The 17,333-nt window shown below is 72.2% G+C and carries 16 protein-coding genes and 1 riboswitch; of the genes, 12 read left to right on the forward strand and 4 right to left on the reverse strand.

What is annotated here, in order from left to right:
• Positions 1–49: 49 nt before the first annotated feature.
• Positions 50–1,114, forward strand: coding sequence for an anthranilate phosphoribosyltransferase (gene trpD, locus RLT59_RS29110; protein WP_311306147.1), 1,065 nt, complete (start codon positions 50–52; stop codon positions 1,112–1,114).
• 84 nt (positions 1,115–1,198) lie between these two features.
• Positions 1,199–1,316, forward strand: a riboswitch (SAM riboswitch).
• Positions 1,317–1,488: 172 nt separating this feature from the next.
• Positions 1,489–2,865, forward strand: coding sequence for an aminotransferase class V-fold PLP-dependent enzyme (locus RLT59_RS29115; RefSeq protein WP_311307896.1), 1,377 nt, complete (start codon positions 1,489–1,491; stop codon positions 2,863–2,865).
• Between the two features lie 63 nt (positions 2,866–2,928).
• Here RLT59_RS29115 and RLT59_RS29120 read toward each other — a convergent pair whose 3' ends face one another.
• Together RLT59_RS29120 and RLT59_RS29125 are read right to left on the reverse strand one after the other, a co-directional pair.
• Positions 2,929–3,210, reverse strand: a complete 282-nt coding sequence (locus RLT59_RS29120; RefSeq protein ID WP_073735580.1) for an Lrp/AsnC family transcriptional regulator — start codon at positions 3,208–3,210, stop codon at positions 2,929–2,931.
• Positions 3,207–3,944: a rhomboid family intramembrane serine protease gene (locus RLT59_RS29125; RefSeq protein ID WP_311306148.1), complete on the reverse strand. Its 738-nt coding sequence runs from the start codon at positions 3,942–3,944 to the stop codon at positions 3,207–3,209. Before RLT59_RS29125 ends, RLT59_RS29120 begins: the two co-directional genes overlap by 4 nt.
• A 161-nt stretch (positions 3,945–4,105) precedes the next feature.
• On the opposite strand from RLT59_RS29125, the gene RLT59_RS29130 reads away from it, so the two are divergent.
• The 5 genes from RLT59_RS29130 (at position 4,106) to RLT59_RS29150 (ending at position 9,603) form a co-directional block, all read left to right on the forward strand.
• Positions 4,106–4,348: a hypothetical protein gene (locus RLT59_RS29130; protein ID WP_024494175.1), complete on the forward strand. Its 243-nt coding sequence runs from the start codon at positions 4,106–4,108 to the stop codon at positions 4,346–4,348.
• Between the two features lie 34 nt (positions 4,349–4,382).
• Entirely contained in the window at positions 4,383–5,747 is a 1,365-nt protein-coding gene (locus RLT59_RS29135) for an NYN domain-containing protein (RefSeq protein WP_311306149.1), read from the forward strand.
• Between the two features lie 292 nt (positions 5,748–6,039).
• On the forward strand, positions 6,040–7,065 hold the full coding sequence (locus tag RLT59_RS29140; protein ID WP_311306150.1) for a C40 family peptidase: 1,026 nt from the start codon (positions 6,040–6,042) through the stop codon (positions 7,063–7,065).
• 236 nt (positions 7,066–7,301) lie between these two features.
• Complete coding sequence (locus tag RLT59_RS29145) at positions 7,302–8,333, forward strand: C40 family peptidase (RefSeq protein WP_311306151.1); 1,032 nt, start codon at positions 7,302–7,304, stop codon at positions 8,331–8,333.
• A 16-nt stretch (positions 8,334–8,349) separates the two neighbouring features.
• Entirely contained in the window at positions 8,350–9,603 is a 1,254-nt protein-coding gene (locus RLT59_RS29150; RefSeq protein WP_311306152.1) for a hypothetical protein, read from the forward strand.
• Here the strand turns inward: RLT59_RS29150 and RLT59_RS29155 are convergent.
• Positions 9,560–10,792: a glycosyltransferase 87 family protein gene (locus RLT59_RS29155; RefSeq protein ID WP_311306153.1), complete on the reverse strand. Its 1,233-nt coding sequence runs from the start codon at positions 10,790–10,792 to the stop codon at positions 9,560–9,562. The genes RLT59_RS29150 and RLT59_RS29155 overlap by 44 nt on opposite strands.
• A 101-nt stretch (positions 10,793–10,893) precedes the next feature.
• Between RLT59_RS29155 and RLT59_RS29160 the strand changes: the two genes are divergently transcribed.
• Complete coding sequence (locus RLT59_RS29160) at positions 10,894–12,036, forward strand: glycosyltransferase family 4 protein (RefSeq protein WP_311306154.1); 1,143 nt, start codon at positions 10,894–10,896, stop codon at positions 12,034–12,036.
• A gap of 52 nt (positions 12,037–12,088) precedes the next feature.
• On the opposite strand, the gene RLT59_RS29165 is transcribed toward RLT59_RS29160, so the two are convergent.
• Complete coding sequence (locus RLT59_RS29165) at positions 12,089–13,888, reverse strand: AMP-dependent synthetase/ligase (RefSeq protein ID WP_311306155.1); 1,800 nt, start codon at positions 13,886–13,888, stop codon at positions 12,089–12,091.
• Between the two features lie 279 nt (positions 13,889–14,167).
• Between RLT59_RS29165 and RLT59_RS29170 the strand changes: the two genes are divergently transcribed.
• From RLT59_RS29170 to RLT59_RS29185, 4 genes are all read left to right on the forward strand, one after another.
• The gene (locus RLT59_RS29170; protein ID WP_311306156.1) at positions 14,168–14,974 is read left to right on the forward strand and encodes a metallophosphoesterase family protein; all 807 of its coding nucleotides are present in this window, start codon (positions 14,168–14,170) and stop codon (positions 14,972–14,974) included.
• A 117-nt stretch (positions 14,975–15,091) separates the two neighbouring features.
• The gene (locus RLT59_RS29175) at positions 15,092–15,541 is read left to right on the forward strand and encodes an SRPBCC family protein (protein WP_311306157.1); all 450 of its coding nucleotides are present in this window, start codon (positions 15,092–15,094) and stop codon (positions 15,539–15,541) included.
• Between the two features lie 4 nt (positions 15,542–15,545).
• Positions 15,546–16,787, forward strand: a complete 1,242-nt coding sequence (locus RLT59_RS29180; RefSeq protein ID WP_311306158.1) for an ArsA family ATPase — start codon at positions 15,546–15,548, stop codon at positions 16,785–16,787.
• Between the two features lie 83 nt (positions 16,788–16,870).
• Positions 16,871–17,329, forward strand: a complete 459-nt coding sequence (locus RLT59_RS29185; protein WP_311306159.1) for a DUF5304 domain-containing protein — start codon at positions 16,871–16,873, stop codon at positions 17,327–17,329.
• The last annotated feature ends 4 nt before the right edge of the window (positions 17,330–17,333 follow it).

Raw genomic sequence — 17,333 nt, forward strand, 5'->3', positions numbered from 1 at the left:
GATAGGGTGGTCGCATCCCTGTATCGGCTGTGGACCCCAGGAGCGGACCATGAACGTTGTGACCCCGGTCGGCGGCGACAGCGTGGCGGCTCGTACCTGGCCCGGCGTGCTGACCCAGCTGATGCGCGGCGAGGACCTGAGCGCGGACGACACCGCGTGGGCGATGGACCGCATCATGAGCGGCGAGGCGACCGACGTGCAGATCGCCGGCTTCGCGGTGGCCCTGCGCGCCAAGGGCGAGACCGTCGGGGAGGTCACCGGTCTGGTCCGTGCGATGTACGAGCACGCCACCACGATCCACGTGCCCGGCCGCACGGTCGACATCGTCGGCACCGGCGGCGACATGGCCAAGACGGTCAACATCTCCACCATGTCCGCGATCGTGCTGGCCGGGGCGGGCGCCAAGGTCGTCAAGCACGGCAACCGCGCCTCCTCCTCGGCCAGCGGCTCCTCCGACGTACTGGGCAAGCTCGGCGTCAACCTGGATCTGGCGCCGCAGCGCGTCGTCGAGGTGGCGGAGGAGGCGGGCATCACCTTCTGCTTCGCGGTGAAGTTCCACCCCGCCCTGCGGTACGCCGCGAAGGCGCGGGCCGAGCTCGGCGCACCGACCACCTTCAACATCCTGGGCCCGCTCACCAACCCGGCCCAGGTGCGCTCCCAGGCCATCGGCGTCGCCGACCCGCGGATGGCGCCCATCGTCGCGGGCGTCCTCGCGGAGCGCGGCAACTCCGCGCTGGTCTTCCGCGGCGACGACGGCCTGGACGAGCTGACCACCACCGCGACCTCCAGGGTCTGGACGGCCCGCGACGGCGTCGTGCGCGAGCAGGCCTTCGACCCGCGCGACGTCGGCCTGGACCTGGTGCCGGTCGAGGCGCTGCGCGGCGCGGACGCCTCGTACAACGCCGATGTGGCCCGCCGGCTGCTGGCCGGTGAGACGGGGCCCGTACGGGACGCCGTGCTGCTCAACGCGGCGGCGGCGCTGGTCGCGCTGGACCCGGGGGAGGGCACCCTTGAGGAGCAGCTCACCGCCGGTATGGCGAAGGCCGCCGAGTCCATCGACTCCGGGTCCGCCGGGCGCGCGCTGGAGAGATGGGTCAAGGCCAGCAACGCCTGAACGCATGGAGCGGCGAAGAGGGGCGCAGTCCAGATCATGGACTGCGCCTTGCGCGTTCCCGCGCGTATGGCAAGATGCTGGGCAGGTCATGAGTGACAGCGACTACGGCCCCGGCCCGCTGTCCGGCAACCCTCCGTCCGTGGCGGGGTGCCCCGGGTGAAGACCAGGCCGTAGGCAGCGAGGTCTGCGGCAAGCGCGGACCCCTCGACATCGTGAGATGTCCACCCGTGGGGTCCTGGTCCTCAGGGAGCCTCTGTGAGCAAGCGAATGCGATAGGGCTTTTCGGCCCTCCTCCGCACACCCTTTCTTCTTCTTCCGTGCTGCCGCGTATCCGCAGGCACGCGGAGTTCGCCTGCCTGTTACGGGAGTTCGTCATGTCTGTCTTCACCGCTGCCGCCGACCAGTCCATTTGTGCCCCGCTGCCCGTTCTGGGCAAGGATGTGACGGTTCCGCTGGTGACCGGCGGTGAGGTCACCTACGCCGCGCTCGACTACGCCGCCAGCGCCCCGGCCCTGCAGCGGGTGTGGGACGACGTCGCCGCGTACGCGCCGTACTACGGCAGCGTCCACCGCGGTGCCGGCTACCTCTCGCAGCTCTCCACGGACCTCTTCGAGTCCAGCCGGGTGACCGTCGCGGAGTTCCTCGGCTGCCGCGAGGGCGACCAGGTGATCTTCACCCGGTCGACGACCGACTCGCTCAACCTGCTGGCCGCCGCGTTGCCCGCCGACTGCCAGGTGTTCGTCTTCGAGACCGAGCACCACGCGTCGCTGCTGCCCTGGCGCGACGCCCGGGTGACCTACCTGAACGCCCCGCGCACCCCGGCCCAGGCCGTTGCCACGCTTGAGCGGGCGCTCGCGGACCGCGATCCCTACGGTCCCGCGCTGGTCTGCGTCACCGGTGCCTCCAACGTCACCGGTGAGCTGTGGCCGGTCAAGGAGCTCGCCGCCGCCGCGCACGCCCACGGCGCCCGCATCGTGCTCGACGCGGCCCAGCTCGCCCCGCACCACCCCGTCGACATCAGCGAACTGGACGTCGACTGGGTCGCCTTCTCCGGCCACAAGCTGTACGCGCCCTTCGGCTCCGGCGTGCTGGCCGGCCGCTCCGACTGGCTGCGCGACGCCGAGCCCTACCTGGCCGGCGGTGGCGCCTCCCGCAAGGTCGCCCGGCGCACCGACGGCGGGGTGGACGTCGAGTGGCACACCACCGCCGCCCGCCACGAGGCCGGCTCGCCCAACGTCATTGGCGTCTACTCCATCGCCGCCGCCTGCAAGGCGCTCACCGAGGCCGGGTTCGACAGCCTGGTCGCCCGCGAGCAGCAGCTCGTCTCCGAGGTCCGGGCCGGGCTGGCGGAGGTCCCCGAGGTCAAGGTGCTCTCGCTCTTCGGTGACGACGCCCCGCGCGTCGGCGTCATCTCGTTCGTGGTGGAGGGCTGGAACAGCTCGCACTTCGCCGCGGCGCTCTCCGCCGAGTACGGCATCGGGGTGCGCGACGGTCTGTTCTGCGCCCACCCGCTGGTGCGCACCCTGCTCGGCAGCGACCCGCAGGACGTCGGCGAGTGCGGCGCGCCGGAGGCCGAGCCGGGCGAGAAGTCGCTCAACGCGATCCGGGTCAGCTTCGGCGCCGGTACGCCGGACGAGCACATCGAGCGCTTCGTGCGGGCGGTCAAGGAGCTGGTGAGCGAGGGCGCCCAGTGGAAGTACCGCACCGAGGACGGCCGCTGCGTCCCGGACCGGGGCACCGCCCAGCACTGAGCCGCAACGCGTTCGGCCGGGTACGGAAGCTGTTCCGTACCCGGCCGAACGCGTTTGCCTAGGTCAGCCGTCCAGGCCGATGGCGAAGGCCGCCTCCAGGTCGTGCTGCGAGTACGTACGGAACGCCACATGGGTGTCGGTCGCCTCGACGCCGGGGATCTTGCTGATCCGGCCGGGGATGACGTCGGCGAGATCGTCGTGCTTGGCCACCCGGACCATGGCGATCAGGTCGTACGTACCGGTGACCGAGAAGACCTCGCTGACGCTGTCCAGTGCCGCGACGGCCTCGGCGATCTCGGGAATCCGGTCCACGCTGGTTTTGATGAGCACGATCGCGGTGATCACGGCTGGCTTTCTCCCTCGGTGGCCGTGGCTGGAGATCTCACTCTAGCGTTACCCCGGTAGCGCCCCCAGGCGTAGAGGAACCCGACGGCGAAGCCGACCACATGGGCGAGATAGGCGACGCCGGGGCCGCTGCCCGCGCCCTCCGCGGCCAGCCACTGGAGCACGAACCAGAAGATCAGCACGATCCAGGCGGGGAAGCGCAGCGGGAGGAAGAGCAGGAACGGGAACACGCTGGTGACCCTGGCCCGCGGGAAGAGGTAGAGGAAGGCGCCCAGTACCGCCGAGATCGCCCCGGAGGCGCCGACGAGCGTCTGGTCGGAGGTGGCGTGCGCGGCCGCGTAGGCGAGCAGCGCGAGGTAGCCGCAGCCCAGGTAGAAGAACGCGAACTCGGTGTGGCCCATGCGCTCCTCGGCCATCGCTCCGAACACGTACAGGAACAGTATGTTGCCGAGCAGGTGCAGCCGGCTGCCGTGCACGAAGAGCGCGGTGAGCGGGGTGATCAGGGCGTGTGCGGAGCCGTCCCACAGCTCGCTCGGGATCACGCCCCAGCGCTCGAAGTACCCGGCCTGGGCGGACAGCAGCGCGTCCGCGCTGCCGTACACCGGGGCGAGCCCGGAGAGCGGGCTGATCGCGAAGACCACGCAGCACAGCGCGATGAGGGCGTAGGTGACCGGCGGCCCGCCCGAGGTGGCCGCCCGCAGAAGTCTGCCGGCCGCAGCCCGCCGATCGATCATGAACAGAGCATGACGCAAGCGGAGGGAACGGGACAGAGTGCCTCGCCGTGCCGGTGGTATGCGGTGAGGCCGTAGGGTTGCGGTAGGACATCCGCAGTTCGACGGCGCACCGCGAAGATCCTTATCTGGCAGCACGAGGCCCGAGACAAGAGGACACAACGATGACGACGGTTCCCCAGCCGACCGAGGCGACCCGCTGGCGCTGCACGCTCTGCGGAAACCTCACGCGATTCGACGTGACGCGCTCGTCCAAGGTCGTCGAATACGTCCATCTCGACCTGGCCGGGGAGTCGAGCGTCGAAGAACGCGAGGTGGTCAGTGAGACCATCGAGTCGGTGCGCTGCCGTTGGTGCAACGCGGTGGACCAGATCGAACTAGTCGACAGGCCGGGTGCCGACTCCTGACGGGGCCGTGCGGACATACAGTTTGAGGTGACGGATGGTGGAGCAGCCCCCTGGCGGCGCCGCGTCGGCCGATGCGGCCGACGATGCCGTGGAGATGCTCGACCGCCCGCTGCCCGAAGGCGTACGGCGTCGGGTCGTCGCGCTGGTCTCGGACGCGTTCGGAGCCCTCACGGTCACCGAACTCCCCGCTCAGCTCCGACAGTACGCCCGATTCACGCCGAGCAGGCGTGCCAAGTTCGCCGGGAACGCGATGGCGGCCGCGCTGGCGGGCGACGCCACCTTCAGGCGGCGCATCGGTGAACGGCTGCGGGAGACCCAGCCGGAGCTGAGCGCCGCCCTGGAGGCCGGCTCGCCGCCCGCCGCCGCCGACCCCGTGGACGTCGCCGCCGCGGCCTACGTGCTGCGCCCGGACGGCTGGGTGAAGCTCCTCGCCGCCGCGGGTGAGGAGGCCCAGCGCGCCGACGCGGAGCGGGCCGACGAAGAGAGCCGGCGCGAACTGGAACGGCTCCGCGAGGAGCTGGACCGGGCCCGCGCCCAGACGAAGAGCGAGACCGAACGGCTCCGCGGCGACCTCGACGCGGCCCGCAAGGAGGCCGAGTCGCTCCAGCGCAAACTGCGCAGCGCGGCCAACGAGGTGAAGCGCGCGGAGGCGGCGCTGCGCCGGGGCAGGGCCGAGAGCGACACCGTACGGGCGGAGGCGGCCGCCCAGGTGTCCGCGGCGGAGAGCGAGACCCGCAGGCTCCGGGCCCGGCTCAGCGAGGCGGAGGCGTCCGTCGAGGCGGGGCGCAGGGCCGCCCGTGAGGGGCGCTCGGTCGAGGACATGCGGCTGCGGCTGCTGCTGGACACGGTGCTCGAAGCGGCCGGCGGACTGCGGCGCGAACTGGCGCTGCCGCCCTCCTCGATGCGTCCCGCGGACACCGTCGACGCGGTCGAGCCCGGCCGGATGTCGCCCAAGGACGTTGCCGCCAGAGCCCTTTCCGACACCGATCCGGCGCTGCTGGACCAACTGCTGGCGCTGCCGCAGGCGCACCTCATCGTGGACGGATACAACGTCACCAAGACCGGCTACCCGCAGCTGCCGCTGGAGAAGCAGCGACTGCGGCTGCTGGGCGGTCTGTCGATGCTCGCGGCCCAGACGGGCGCCGAGATGACCTGCGTCTTCGACGGGGCGGAGCTGGCCGCTCCGGTGCTGCTCGCACCGCCCCGCGGCGTACGGGTGCTGTTCAGCAGGGCGGGTGTCACCGCGGACGAGCTGATCCGTCAGCTCGCGCGTGCCGAACCGTCCGGGCGGCCCGTCGTGGTGGTCTCCACCGACCGCGAAGTGGCCGACGGGGTGGCGAAGGCGGGAGCCAGACCCGTCGCGTCCGTCTTGCTCCTGAAGCGGCTTTCACGCGTTTGACGAATCTTGCCAGGCTTGTTGGTGGTTGCCGTAAATTACGGAACGGGCCGTCAATTCGCCGCTACACGCAGTGTGGTGTGGGTAAAGAAGTACCCGGTGTGACGAGATTTTTCCCGCGAGGATTTGAACTGATCACAGGATGGTCACTATGGTCGGGCCTCGAACCTTCGCACGGTTGATCACCCACCCGGGGTGGCAGTGAAGGAACCGCCGAATCCGTGATCCACACGGAGCCGGGGATGACGTCCCCCACAGCCCGGTAGGCGGCTCACGGAAGAAGGAGCTCGCCTTCGTGGCGTCCCACCGTCGTCCCAAGAACCCGAGCCGTGCCCGTGTGACCGTGCTCACCGCGACCGCCGCTGCGGCCGTGGCCCTCACTTCCCAGGCCGCTCACGCCGACCCCAAGCCGACCAAGAGCGAGGTCAAGGCGAAGGTCGACAAGCTCTACCACGAGGCGGAGGCGGCCACCGAGCAGTACAGCGGGGCCAAGGAGAAGCAGGAGAAGCTGGAGAAGCAGGTCGGCGCGCTGCAGGACAAGGTGGCCCGCGGTCAGGAGGAGCTCAACACGCTCCGCTCCGGACTCGGTTCGCTCGCCGCCGCGCAGTACCGCTCGGGCGGCATCGACCCCTCGGTGCAGCTCTTCCTCGCCTCCGACCCGGACAGCTTCCTCGACCAGGCCTCCTCGCTGGACCAGTTGACGGCCAAGCAGACCGAGTCGCTGACGAAGATCCAGGAGAAGCAGCGGTCCCTCGCGCAGGAGCGCAAGGAGGCCCAGGACAAGCTGGACGACCTCGCGGACGTCCGCAAGACGCTCGGCGAGAAGAAGAAGCAGCAGCAGGGCAAGCTCGCCGAGGCGCAGAAGGTGCTCAACACCCTGACCGCCGCCGAGCGCGCGAAGATGCGCGAGGACGACCTGCGCGCCAGCCGCTCCGCCGGTGACCGGGTCGACCTGGGCAGCGAGGTCCCCGCCTCCGCCCTCGGCGGCGCGGCCCTCCAGGCCGCCTCCACCCAGGTGGGCAAGCCGTACGTCTCCGGCGGCACCGGCCCGAATTCGTTCGACTGCTCGGGTCTGACCCAGTGGGCCTACCACCAGGCCGGTGCCGAGATCACCCGCACCACGTACACGCAGATCAACCAGGGCACCCAGATCGGCCGCAGCCAGCTGAAGCCGGGCGACCTGGTCTTCTTCAGCAACACCTCGCACGTGGCCCTCTACGCGGGCAACAACACCGTGCTGCACGCCCCCAAGCCGGGCGCCGTGGTCCGCTACGAGTCGATGAACACCGTCGGCGCCTACCAGACCGCCGTACGCATCTGATCACGCCCGAACGGGCGAATTCCCGCGCCCCGTACTGACTGCCCGCCCCGCCGGAGACCACAGGTCACCGGCGGGGCGCCGCTGTTCGGGGCCCCGGCCCGCCCGGCGTGGTCTTTGTCCGCTCCGTGATCGTCCGACTACTGTCTGGCTGCCGCGCAGCTCCAGTTGTCGGTCCGCCCACCCGGGCGGCAGGGGCTGCGCACATCTGCGTACAGCGGAAGGGAGTGCGGCGTCCTGTGGTGTCCCATCGCCGTTCCACACAGCCCGGCCCGAGCCGGAGCGCCCGGGTCACTGTCCTGTCGGCCGCGGCGGCGACCGCCGCCGCGACGCTCGGCGCGGCCACCGCGAACGCCGAACCGCGGGACACCCCGCAGACCGCCGGGTCCCGGGCCGACCGCCTCTACGCCGAGGCCGAGCACGCCACAGAGCGGTACAACAAGGCCGGTGAGGACGTCCGGCGGCTGCGCGGCGAGGTGAGCAGGGCGCAGGACCGGGCGGCCCGGGGACAGGAGCGGGTCAACGGGATGCGCAGGGCGCTCGGTTCCGCCGCCCGCGCCCAGTACCGCTCCGGCGGCATCGACCCCTCGCTCGCCCTGCTGCTCTCCTCCGACCCGGACAACTACCTGGAGCGGGCCGCCGCGCTGGGCATGGTCAACGACAGCCGGGCGGCCGCCCTGTCCGAACTCCGCAGAGCCCAGCGGTCGCTGGCCCAGACCCGGGCGGAGGCCGCCCGTTCCCTCGCGGGCCTGGAGCGCGACCGCGCCGCCCTCAGCCGCCACAAGCGGACCGTCGTCCGCAAGCTCGCCGAGGCCAGACGGCTGCTCGAAACGTTGCCCGGTGCCGAGCGGGCGGCCTTCGACCGGTCCTCGCGCACCGGCCGGGACACCGGGGACGGGACGGTGGCCGGACTCCCGGCGGGCTCCGGGCGGGCGGCGGCCGCCGTCATGGCCGTCCACCGGGCGCTGGGCCGCCCGTACGTCTGGGGCGCGAGCGGCCCCTCCGGATTCGACTGCTCCGGTCTGATGCAGTGGGCGTACGCGCAGGCCGGGGTCAGCCTGCCCCGCACCTCACAGGCCCAGCGGTACGCCGGCCATCAGGTGCCGCTCTCCGAAGCCCGCCCCGGCGACCTGGTCGCCTACCGCGCGGACGCCAGCCATATCGGGATGTACGTGGGAAACGGCCAGGTCATCCACGCCCCGTACCCCGGCGCCCCGGTCCGCTACGACCCCGTCGGCATGATGCCCGTCTCCTCAGTGACCCGGGTCTGACCGTACTCTCGGGCATGTGGCTGATCAGGGGCGTACCGGAACAGGGGCGCGCGGCGGACGGCGGCGCGCGGCGGGCGCCGTGCTCGCCGCGCTGCTGTGCGCCGCCGCCTGCTCGGCCCCGCCCCCCGGCCTCCCGCACAACGCCGCCGCCGATATCCGCGCCACCCTGGACCGCCGGGCCGCCGCGGTCATGCACCACGACGCGGACGCCTACGTCTCGGTCGTCGCCCAGGACGCCACCGACCTGCGGGCCGCGCAGCGCAAGGAGCTCGGCCACCTCGCGGACATGCCGATCGGCTCCTGGACCTACCGGCTGACGGACATCTCGCCGCACGGCGCGGACCGGGCCACCGCCGACGTCCGGCTCGGCTACCGGATCAAGGGCTACGACAGCGCGCCGGTCTCGGTGGACCGGGTCCTCGACCTCGAACGGGACAAGGCGGACGGCCGCTGGTACCTCACCGCGGACCGCCCGGCGCGGGGCGGCGGCCGGCAGCTCTGGCAGCAGGGCGATGTCGAGGTGGTGCGCGGCGAGCACAGCCTGGTGCTGGGCGTCGGCCGTCCCCGCGAGGAGCTGACCGGGATCGCGGACACCGCGGACCGGGCGGTGCCCGCCGTCTCCGGGGCCTGGCCGGAGAAGTGGGCCGGTCGGGTGGTGGTGCTGGTCCCGGACACCGTGCAGGACATGGGCGAGCTGCTCGGCTCGCCCGCCGCGAACTACCGGGGCATAGCGGCCGTCACCACCGGCGAGACCGGCGGTTCGAAGACGGCGCCCGCCGACCGGGTCATCGTCAACCCGCAGGCGTACGCGCTGCTCGGCGGCTTCGGGCAGCGCGTCGTCCTCACCCACGAGACCACCCACGTCGCCACCCGCACCCGCACCTCGTCCGCCACCCCCACCTGGCTCTCCGAGGGCTTCGCGGACTGGGCCGCCTACCGGGACGGGGAGCGCACCGCCGCCGAGGTCGCGCCGGAGCTGGCGGACGCCGTCCGGAGCGGCGAACCGCCCGCCGCCCTGCCCACCGACGGCGACTTCGGCTTCACCGAGGACCCGGACCGGCTGGCGAGGGCGTACGAGGGCGGCTGGCTGGCCTGCGAGCTCATCGCGGAGCGCTGGGGCGAGGAGAAGCTGTTCGCCTTCTACCGGGCCGTCGGGGGGCACTCAGGACGGGACGGGGCGGTGGAGCAGGCCCTGCACGAGGTGCTCGGCACCACTGAGCAGGACTTCACGGCGCGCTGGCGGGAGTACGTGCGCGACCGGCTGGGCTGACCTCGGGGGCCGGCCGTGTCACCGTGTCCCGCCAGAGCCGCCCGCCCGCGATCAGCGTCGCGGCGACCAGCAGCCCGTTGCGGACGAACATCAGGAGCACGCCCGTCGCGTCGCTCGTCACCACGTGGACGAACCCGAGCGGGAACTCCAGCTGGGTGACGCCCGTCGCGACCAGCACCAGACAGGCGGGCAGCGCCATCCGGCTCTCCCGGAAGACCAGGCAGACCGCCGCCAGACCGACCAGCCACAGCATGTACTGCGGGCTGATCACCCGGCTCGTGGTGGTGAACAGCAGCACCGCGGTGAACGCCGCGTCCGCCGGCGTACTCACGCCGAACACGCGCGCCTTCAGCCGCCACACCAGCAGCCAGCCGAACGTCGGCACGCTCAGCCCCAGCGCGAGCGTGCTCACCAGCGGCACGTGCGGGCCCAGGAACTCCAGCGAGCCGTAGTGCAGCTCCACCCGGCCCTGCCAGCCGAACTGCCGCGCCACATGGAAGACCAGGGCGCCCAGCGACTCGACCTCCGTGCCCCGGTCGCGCTGGAAACCGAGGAAAGCCAGCGCGCCGGGCGCCGCCAGCGCGCACCCCACCAGCAGCACCACCGCCACCCCGGCCGCCGTCGCCCACGCCAGCCGCGTCTGCCGCCCCCTTGCCGTACCGGCCAGCACCAGCGCCGGCCACACCTTCAGCAGCGCCCCGAAGGCCGCCAGCGCCCCCAGCACCCTCGGATGCCGCACCCCCGCCAGCAGCGCCGCCACCGCGACGGCCGTCACCATCACGTCGTACCGGGCGTACGCGGTCGTCCCCAGCAGCGGCACGCCCGCCACCCACACCCACGCCCCGGCCGTCCGCCGGGCCGCGCCCCGGCCCGCGTACAGCAGCAGACCGAGCACCAGCGCGTCGCAGAGGAACGCCAGCACGAAGAAGGCCGAGGCGTAGTCCAGGAACGGCAGCAGGGCGGGGGAGAGGATCGCGAGCGCCGCGACCGGCGGGTACTGCCAGGTGACGTCGGATCGCGGGTAGCTGCCCGAGCTCAGCACGTCGTACCAGCCGTGGTAGATCACAGAGACGTCGCTCGTCACGTCGGGGCCCGGCAGCGTGATCACCTTGATGACGCAGAGCAGCAGCAGAGCCCTGCTGAGGGCCCACACCACGAAGGCCGGTCGTGCGCTGCTCGAACCCGTCATGTCCCGCCCTCGTCCGTTCCGTCGGTCGTACGACAGGACATGATGCCCGCCCCGTCCGTGCGAGAGCCACGAGGCGGGGCCGCCCGGTACTGTCGGCGGCGATGGACAAGACCCTGATCGTGACCAACGACTTCCCGCCCCGCCCCGGTGGCATCCAGGCGTTCCTGCACAACATGGCGCTCCGGCTGGACCCGGACCGGATCGTCGTCTACGCCTCCACCTGGAAGCGCGGCCCCGAGGGCGCCGAGGCCACCGCCGCCTTCGACGCGGAGCAGCCCTTCACCGTGGTCCGCGACCGCACGACGATGCTGCTGCCCACCCCGCGCGTCACCCGGCGCGCCGCCCGGCTGCTGCGCACCCACGGCTGCTCGTCCGTCTGGTTCGGCGCCGCCGCCCCGCTCGGGCTGATGGCGCCCGCGCTGCGCAGGGCCGGTGCCCGCCGGCTGGTCGCCACCACCCACGGGCACGAGGCCGGCTGGGCCCAGCTGCCCGCCTCCCGGCAACTGCTGCGGCGGATCGGCGAGGGCACGGACACGATCACCTACCTCGGCGAGTACACCCGCTCCCGGATCGCCGCCGCGCTCACCCCGGCGGCCGCCGGGCGCATGGTCCAGCTGCCCCCGGGCGTGGACGAGAAGACCTTCCACCCGGATTCGGGCGGGGACCGGGTCCGGGCCCGCCTCGGGCTCACCGGACGGCCGGTCGTCGTCTGTGTCTCCCGGCTGGTGCCGCGCAAGGGCCAGGACACCCTGATCCTCGCGATGCCCGCGATCCTGGCCGAGGTGCCGGACGCCGTGCTGCTGATCGTCGGCGGCGGACCGTACGAGGCGGATCTGAGGAAGCTGGCGGCGCAGACCGGGGTGGCGGACTCGGTGCGGTTCACCGGCCCGGTGCCCTGGGCGGAGCTGCCCGCGCACTACGGGGCCGGTGACGTCTTCGCGATGCCGTGCCGCACCCGGCGCGGCGGCCTCGACGTGGAGGGCCTCGGCATCGTCTACCTGGAGGCGTCCGCGACCGGGCTGCCGGTGGTGGCGGGCGACTCGGGCGGCGCCCCTGACGCGGTGCTCGACGGCGAGACCGGCTGGGTGGTGCGCGGCGGCTCGGCCGAGGAGGCGGCGGAGCGGATCGTCGCGCTGCTCGGGGACGCGGAGCTGCGCCGGCGGATGGGGGAGCGGGGCCGGGCCTGGGTCGAGGAGAAGTGGCGCTGGGACCTGCTCGCGGAGAAGCTCAGGACGCTGCTCTGAACGCACGAGGGGCCCGCACCGTGTCCGGCGCGGGCCCTTGCGTACGCGTGGATCAGCCGCGGTAGATCGACTCGACCTCGTCCGCGAAGTCCTTCGCCACCACATTGCGCTTCAGCTTCAGCGACGGCGTGATGTGGCCCGCCTCCTCGGTGAACTGGGCGCCCAGAATGCGGAACTTCCGTACGGACTCGGCCTTGGACACCGCGGCGTTGCCGTCGTCGATCGCGCGCTGCACCTCGGCCAGCAGCTCCGGGTCCTCGCGCAGCGAGAGCGCGGTGGAGCCGACGGGCTTGCCGTGCTCCTCCGCCCAGTGCCCGAGGAACTCCTCGTCCAGCGTCACCAGCGCCCCCACGAACGGGCGCCCGTCGCCGACCACCATGCACTCCGCCACCAGGGCGTGCCCACGGATGCGGTCCTCGATGACGGCGGGCGCGACGTTCTTGCCGCCCGCCGTCACGATGATCTCCTTCTTGCGGCCGGTGATCGCGAGGTAGCCGTCCTCGTCGAGGGTGCCGATGTCACCGGTGTGGAACCAGCCGTCGGCCAGCGCCTCCGCGGAGGCCGCCTCGTTGTTCCAGTAGCCGGAGAACAGGTGCTCGCCGTGCAGCAGCACCTCGCCGTCGTCCGCGATCCGCACGACGGAGCCGGGCAGCGGCTGGCCGACCGTACCGATCTTCTGCCGGTCCCACGGGTTGAAGGCGGTGGCCGCACACGTCTCCGTCAGGCCGTAGCCCTCCAGGACGGTGAAGCCGATGCCCCGGTAGAAGTGCCCGAGCCGCTCACCGAGCGGGGCGCCGCCGGAGATCGCGTACTCGCCGCGCCCGCCCAGCACGGCCCGCAGCTTGCTGTAGACCAGCCGGTCGAAGACCTTGTGCTTGAACTTCAGGCCCATGGACGGGCCCTGCGGCGTGCCCAGCGCACGGCTGTACGCGATCGCCGTGTTCGCCGCCTTGTCGAAGATCTTGCCCTTGCCGTCGGCCTGGGCCTTGGCCCGCGCCGAGTTGTAGACCTTCTCGAAGACCCTCGGCACCCCGAGGATCAGGGTCGGCCGGAACGCGGCCAGCTCATCGGTGAGGTTCTTGATGTCCGGTACGCAGCCGAGCTTGATCGGGGCCATCACGGAGGCGACCTCGACCAGCCGTCCGAAGACGTGCGCGGCCGGCAGGAACAGCAGCACCGAGCACTCGCCGGTACGGAAGAGGGGCTTGAGCCGCTCCACCACGTTCCCGCACTCAGCGAAGAAGCTGCGGTGGGTCAGCACACAGCCCTTGGGACGTCCGGTGGTGCCGGAGGTGTAGACGATGGTGGCCGGATCGTCGGCCTTGGCGCTCGTCATCCGCAGATCGAGTACCTCGTCCGAGACCTCCGCCTCGCCGAGCGCCGACATCTGACGGATCGTGCCGTCACCGATCTGCCAGATGCCCTTCAGCTGGGGCAGCCCCTCCTGGACCGAGACGACGGACGCCTGGTGCGCCTCGGACTCCACGACGCACAGGGTGGCGCCGGAGTCGCCCAGGATCCACTGGATCTGCTCGGCGGAGCTGGTCTCGTACACCGGCACGGTGACCGCGCCCGCGCTCCAGATCGCGAAGTCGACCAGCACCCACTCGTAACGGGTGCGGGAGAGCAGGGCCACCCGGTCGCCGGGCTCGACACCCGCCGCGATCAGCCCCTTGGCGACGGATCTGACCTCGGCCAGGAACTCGGTGGCGGTGACGTCCGTCCAGACGCCCGCCACTTTGCGGCTCATCACCGCGACATCGGGATGCTGAGCGGCATTGCGGCGGATGAGATCCGTCAGGTTGCCGTCCGAGGGGACCTCGTACAGGGCCGGAAGGCTGAACTCGCGCAAGACTGCTGCTCCTCATCGGGCTCCGGTGCCACGGCTCTGTGTGACGCACCGGATGCTGTCCAAGATGGCGGGTGCTCAGTGGGGTGAGCACAACTGGACTGCCCGGACGTTACCCACCAGTACTCGGTTCCGGATAGGGGGTTCCGGCCAGATGTCTTACGCGTCACACATATCGGCCGGGCTTTCGCGCACAGTAGTGCACCCGTACCGTCCCCTGGAAGTAACCGCAGGTCCGGTGCCCTCTACCCAGGCGGACGCGAGGGTTCTAGGGTGATCAACATGCGAGCAGGACCGAACAGCCGGGAGACCGCCGCCGAGCGCCGCACCCGCATCCACGTGGTCAGTGACGTGCACGGGAACACCGAGGCACTGGCCCGCGCGGGCGACGGCGCCGACGCCCTCGTCTGCCTAGGCGACCTGGTGCTCTTCCTCGATTACGCCGACCACGCGCGCGGCATTTTCCCGGAACTCTTCGGTGTGGAGAACGCCGACCGCATCGTCGCCCTGCGCACCGAGCGCCGCTTCGAGGAGGCCCGGGACTTCGGCCGGGAGCTCTGGGCGGGCGTGGACCGCGATGCCGCGATCCTCTCGGCCGTGCGCAAGCAGTACGCCGAGATGTTCGCCGCGCTGCCCACCCCGACGTACGCCACCTACGGCAACGTCGACATCCCTACCCTGTGGCCCGAGTACGCCCGCCCCGGAACCACCGTCCTGGACGGCGAGCGCGTCGAGATCGGCGGCCGCGTCTTCGGCTTCGTCGGCGGCGGCCTGCGGACCCCGATGCGCACCCCGTTCGAGATCAGCGACGAGGAGTACGCGGCGAAGATCGAGGCGGTGGGCGAGGTCGACGTGCTCTGCACCCACATCCCGCCGGACGTCCCTGATCTGACCTACGACACCGTGGCGCGCCGGTTCGAACGCGGCAGCCGCGCCCTGCTCGACGCCATCCGCCGCACCCGCCCCCGGTACTCCCTGTTCGGCCACGTCCACCAGCCCCTGGTCCGCCGGATGCGGATCGGCGCCACCGAGTGCGTGAACGTCGGCCACTTCGCCTCGACCGGCACGCCCTGGGCGCTGGAATGGTGACCGGGCCCGGCCGGGCATCGCGGCAGGCCCTGGGCCGAGGCGCGGCGCACACGCGATAGCCTTCTGGCGGCAGGCCTCTGCCGACCGACCGGTACACCGCACTGGAGGGCCACAGCGATGGCTGAACACACCAGCTCGACGATCACGATCGAGGCGGCACCGGCCGACGTCATGGGCGTGATCGCCGACTTCGACCGCTATCCGGAATGGACCGGCGAGGTCAAGGAGGCCGAGGTGCTCGCCTCCGACGACCACGGCCGCGCCGAGAAGGTCCGCCTCGTCCTCGACGCCGGAGCGATCAAGGACGACCACACCCTCGCGTACACCTGGATCGGTGACTACGAGGTCAGCTGGACCCTGGTCAAGTCCCAGATGCTGCGCGCCATCGACGGCTCCTACGCACTGGCCCCGCTGGGCGACGGCGACCGCACGGAGGTCACCTACCGGCTGACCGTCGACGTCAAGATCCCGATGCTCGGCATGATCAAGCGCAAGGCCGAGAAGGTCATCATCGACCGCGCCCTGGCCGGACTGAAGAAGCGCGTCGAGTCCGTCCCGAAGGCCTGACCCGGTGCGTACGGTCCTGGTCACCGGCCCCGGCGGCGCCGGCCGTACCACCGTCGCGGCGGCGACCGCGCTGGCCGCCTCGCGCCGAGGTGCCCGCACCCTGCTGATCTCCCCGGACGGCATACCCGGCTTCCCCCGGTCCACCGAGCCCGCCCAGGTCACCGACACCCTCTGGTCCGTGCGGACCGACTCCGCGGAGCACTTCCGCGCCGAACTCCTCGCCCTCCAGGACCAGCTGTCCGGAGTGCTCGGCCTGCTCGGCGGCAACCGGCTGGACGGTGAGGAGCTCACCGAACTCCCCGGCAGCGGCCAGCTCGCCCTCCTGCAGAGCCTGCGCCGCGCCGCCCGGGGCGACTGGTCCCGCGAGGGCTACGACCTCCTCGTCGTCGACCTGCCGCCGCTGCGCGAGGCCCTCGCCGTACTGGCCCTGCCCGAACAGCTGCGCCGCTACCTGCGCCGGCTGCTCCCCCAGGAACGCCAGGCCGCACGCGCCCTGCGCCCGATGCTCGCCCAGCTGGCCGGCGTGCCGATGCCCGCCCAGTGGCTCTACGAGGCCGCCGCCCGGCGCGACGCCGAACTCGCGGAGGTCCAGGCCCTCATCGAGGACCGCGCCACCACCATCCGGCTGGTCGCGGAGCCGGGCCCGGCCGCGGAGGACGCGCTGCGCACCGCCCGTACCGGACTCGCCCTGCAAGGACTGCGCGTCGACGCCCTGCTGGCCAACCGGGTGCTGCCCCGGCACTCCAGTGACCCCTGGTTCGCCGCGCTCGCCGCGCAGCAGGAGAAGTGCCTCGACCACTGGCGCGAGGAGTGGGCCGCCGAAGCCCCGCCTCGGGAGCTGCCCCACCTGGGCCGCGACCCGCAGGGCGTCGATGACCTGGCCGCGCTGGCCGGTGCGGACGGAGCGGCGGCCGTGGCCGACCGGGGGACCGGCCGTGCCGAGGACCCCTGGTGGATCGAGGAGTCCGAGCCGCCGGACGGTCCAGGCGGTTCAGCCGGTCCGGGCGGTCCAGCCGGTCCGGACGGGATACTGGTCTGGTGCCTGCGGCTGCCCGGAGCGGTCAAGAAGGACCTCCAGCTGGTCCGCCGAGGCAGCGAACTCCTGCTCACCGTCGGCCCGTTCCACCGCATCGTGCCCCTGGAGTCCGCGCTGCGCCGCTGCACCGTCTCCGGCGCCGCGCTCACCGACGGGGTGCTGCGGGTCCGGTTCACGCCCGACCCGGAGCTGTGGCCCAGGACGGGCTGAACGGCTCGCGGCCGTTCGGGTAACGTCGTAGGTACGGGTCCCGTGTGCCGGGCCGCCGGCCACCCACGTCGCAGGAGTCCGCCATGAGCGAAGCCACCGATCGTCCCGCCGACGACGACGCGTGGGCCCAGGCCTGCGCCGAGGACCTCGCCGCCGAGAAGGCCCGCCGCCGTGCCGAGTACGGTCCGCCGCCCGGCTCCGCCGCAGAGGAGCTGCGCAAGCTGGTGGACGCGGTGGCCGACAAGGTCTCCTCCCTCCAGTCGCCGCTGTTCGGGGCGGCGGCCCAGGGCGCGGTCCAGCAGGTCATCCGGCAGGCGAAGTCCGCGGTCGAGCCCGTCATCGAACGCAATCCGGACGTTTTCGACCACATCGCCGCAGCCGGTGGTGAACTGCTCGCCGCCTACCGCTCGGCCGTCGAGGGTCAGGAACGCCGTTGGACCCAGGGCGCGGGGGACCCGGCGGGCACGGAAAAGAAGGCGGACGACGCCACAGGCCCCCGGGACGAGGGGCCTGACACCGGCGAACAGATCGACCTGGACTGACCGG

The organism is Streptomyces sp. ITFR-6, from assembly GCF_031844725.1.
In the GTDB taxonomy this organism is placed as follows: Bacteria; Actinomycetota; Actinomycetes; order Streptomycetales; family Streptomycetaceae; genus Streptomyces.

Coding starts and splice junctions, on each gene's coding strand:
- trpD (WP_311306147.1), top strand. CDS start 50: ATGAACGTTGTGACCCCGGTCGGCGGCGACAGCGTGGCGGCTCGTACC.
- RLT59_RS29115 (WP_311307896.1), top strand. CDS start 1,489: ATGTCTGTCTTCACCGCTGCCGCCGACCAGTCCATTTGTGCCCCGCTG.
- RLT59_RS29125 (WP_311306148.1), bottom strand. CDS start 3,944: ATGATCGATCGGCGGGCTGCGGCCGGCAGACTTCTGCGGGCGGCCACC.
- RLT59_RS29130 (WP_024494175.1), top strand. CDS start 4,106: ATGACGACGGTTCCCCAGCCGACCGAGGCGACCCGCTGGCGCTGCACG.
- RLT59_RS29135 (WP_311306149.1), top strand. CDS start 4,383: ATGGTGGAGCAGCCCCCTGGCGGCGCCGCGTCGGCCGATGCGGCCGAC.
- RLT59_RS29155 (WP_311306153.1), bottom strand. CDS start 10,792: ATGACGGGTTCGAGCAGCGCACGACCGGCCTTCGTGGTGTGGGCCCTC.
- RLT59_RS29160 (WP_311306154.1), top strand. CDS start 10,894: ATGGACAAGACCCTGATCGTGACCAACGACTTCCCGCCCCGCCCCGGT.
- RLT59_RS29170 (WP_311306156.1), top strand. CDS start 14,168: ATGCGAGCAGGACCGAACAGCCGGGAGACCGCCGCCGAGCGCCGCACC.
- RLT59_RS29175 (WP_311306157.1), top strand. CDS start 15,092: ATGGCTGAACACACCAGCTCGACGATCACGATCGAGGCGGCACCGGCC.
- RLT59_RS29185 (WP_311306159.1), top strand. CDS start 16,871: ATGAGCGAAGCCACCGATCGTCCCGCCGACGACGACGCGTGGGCCCAG.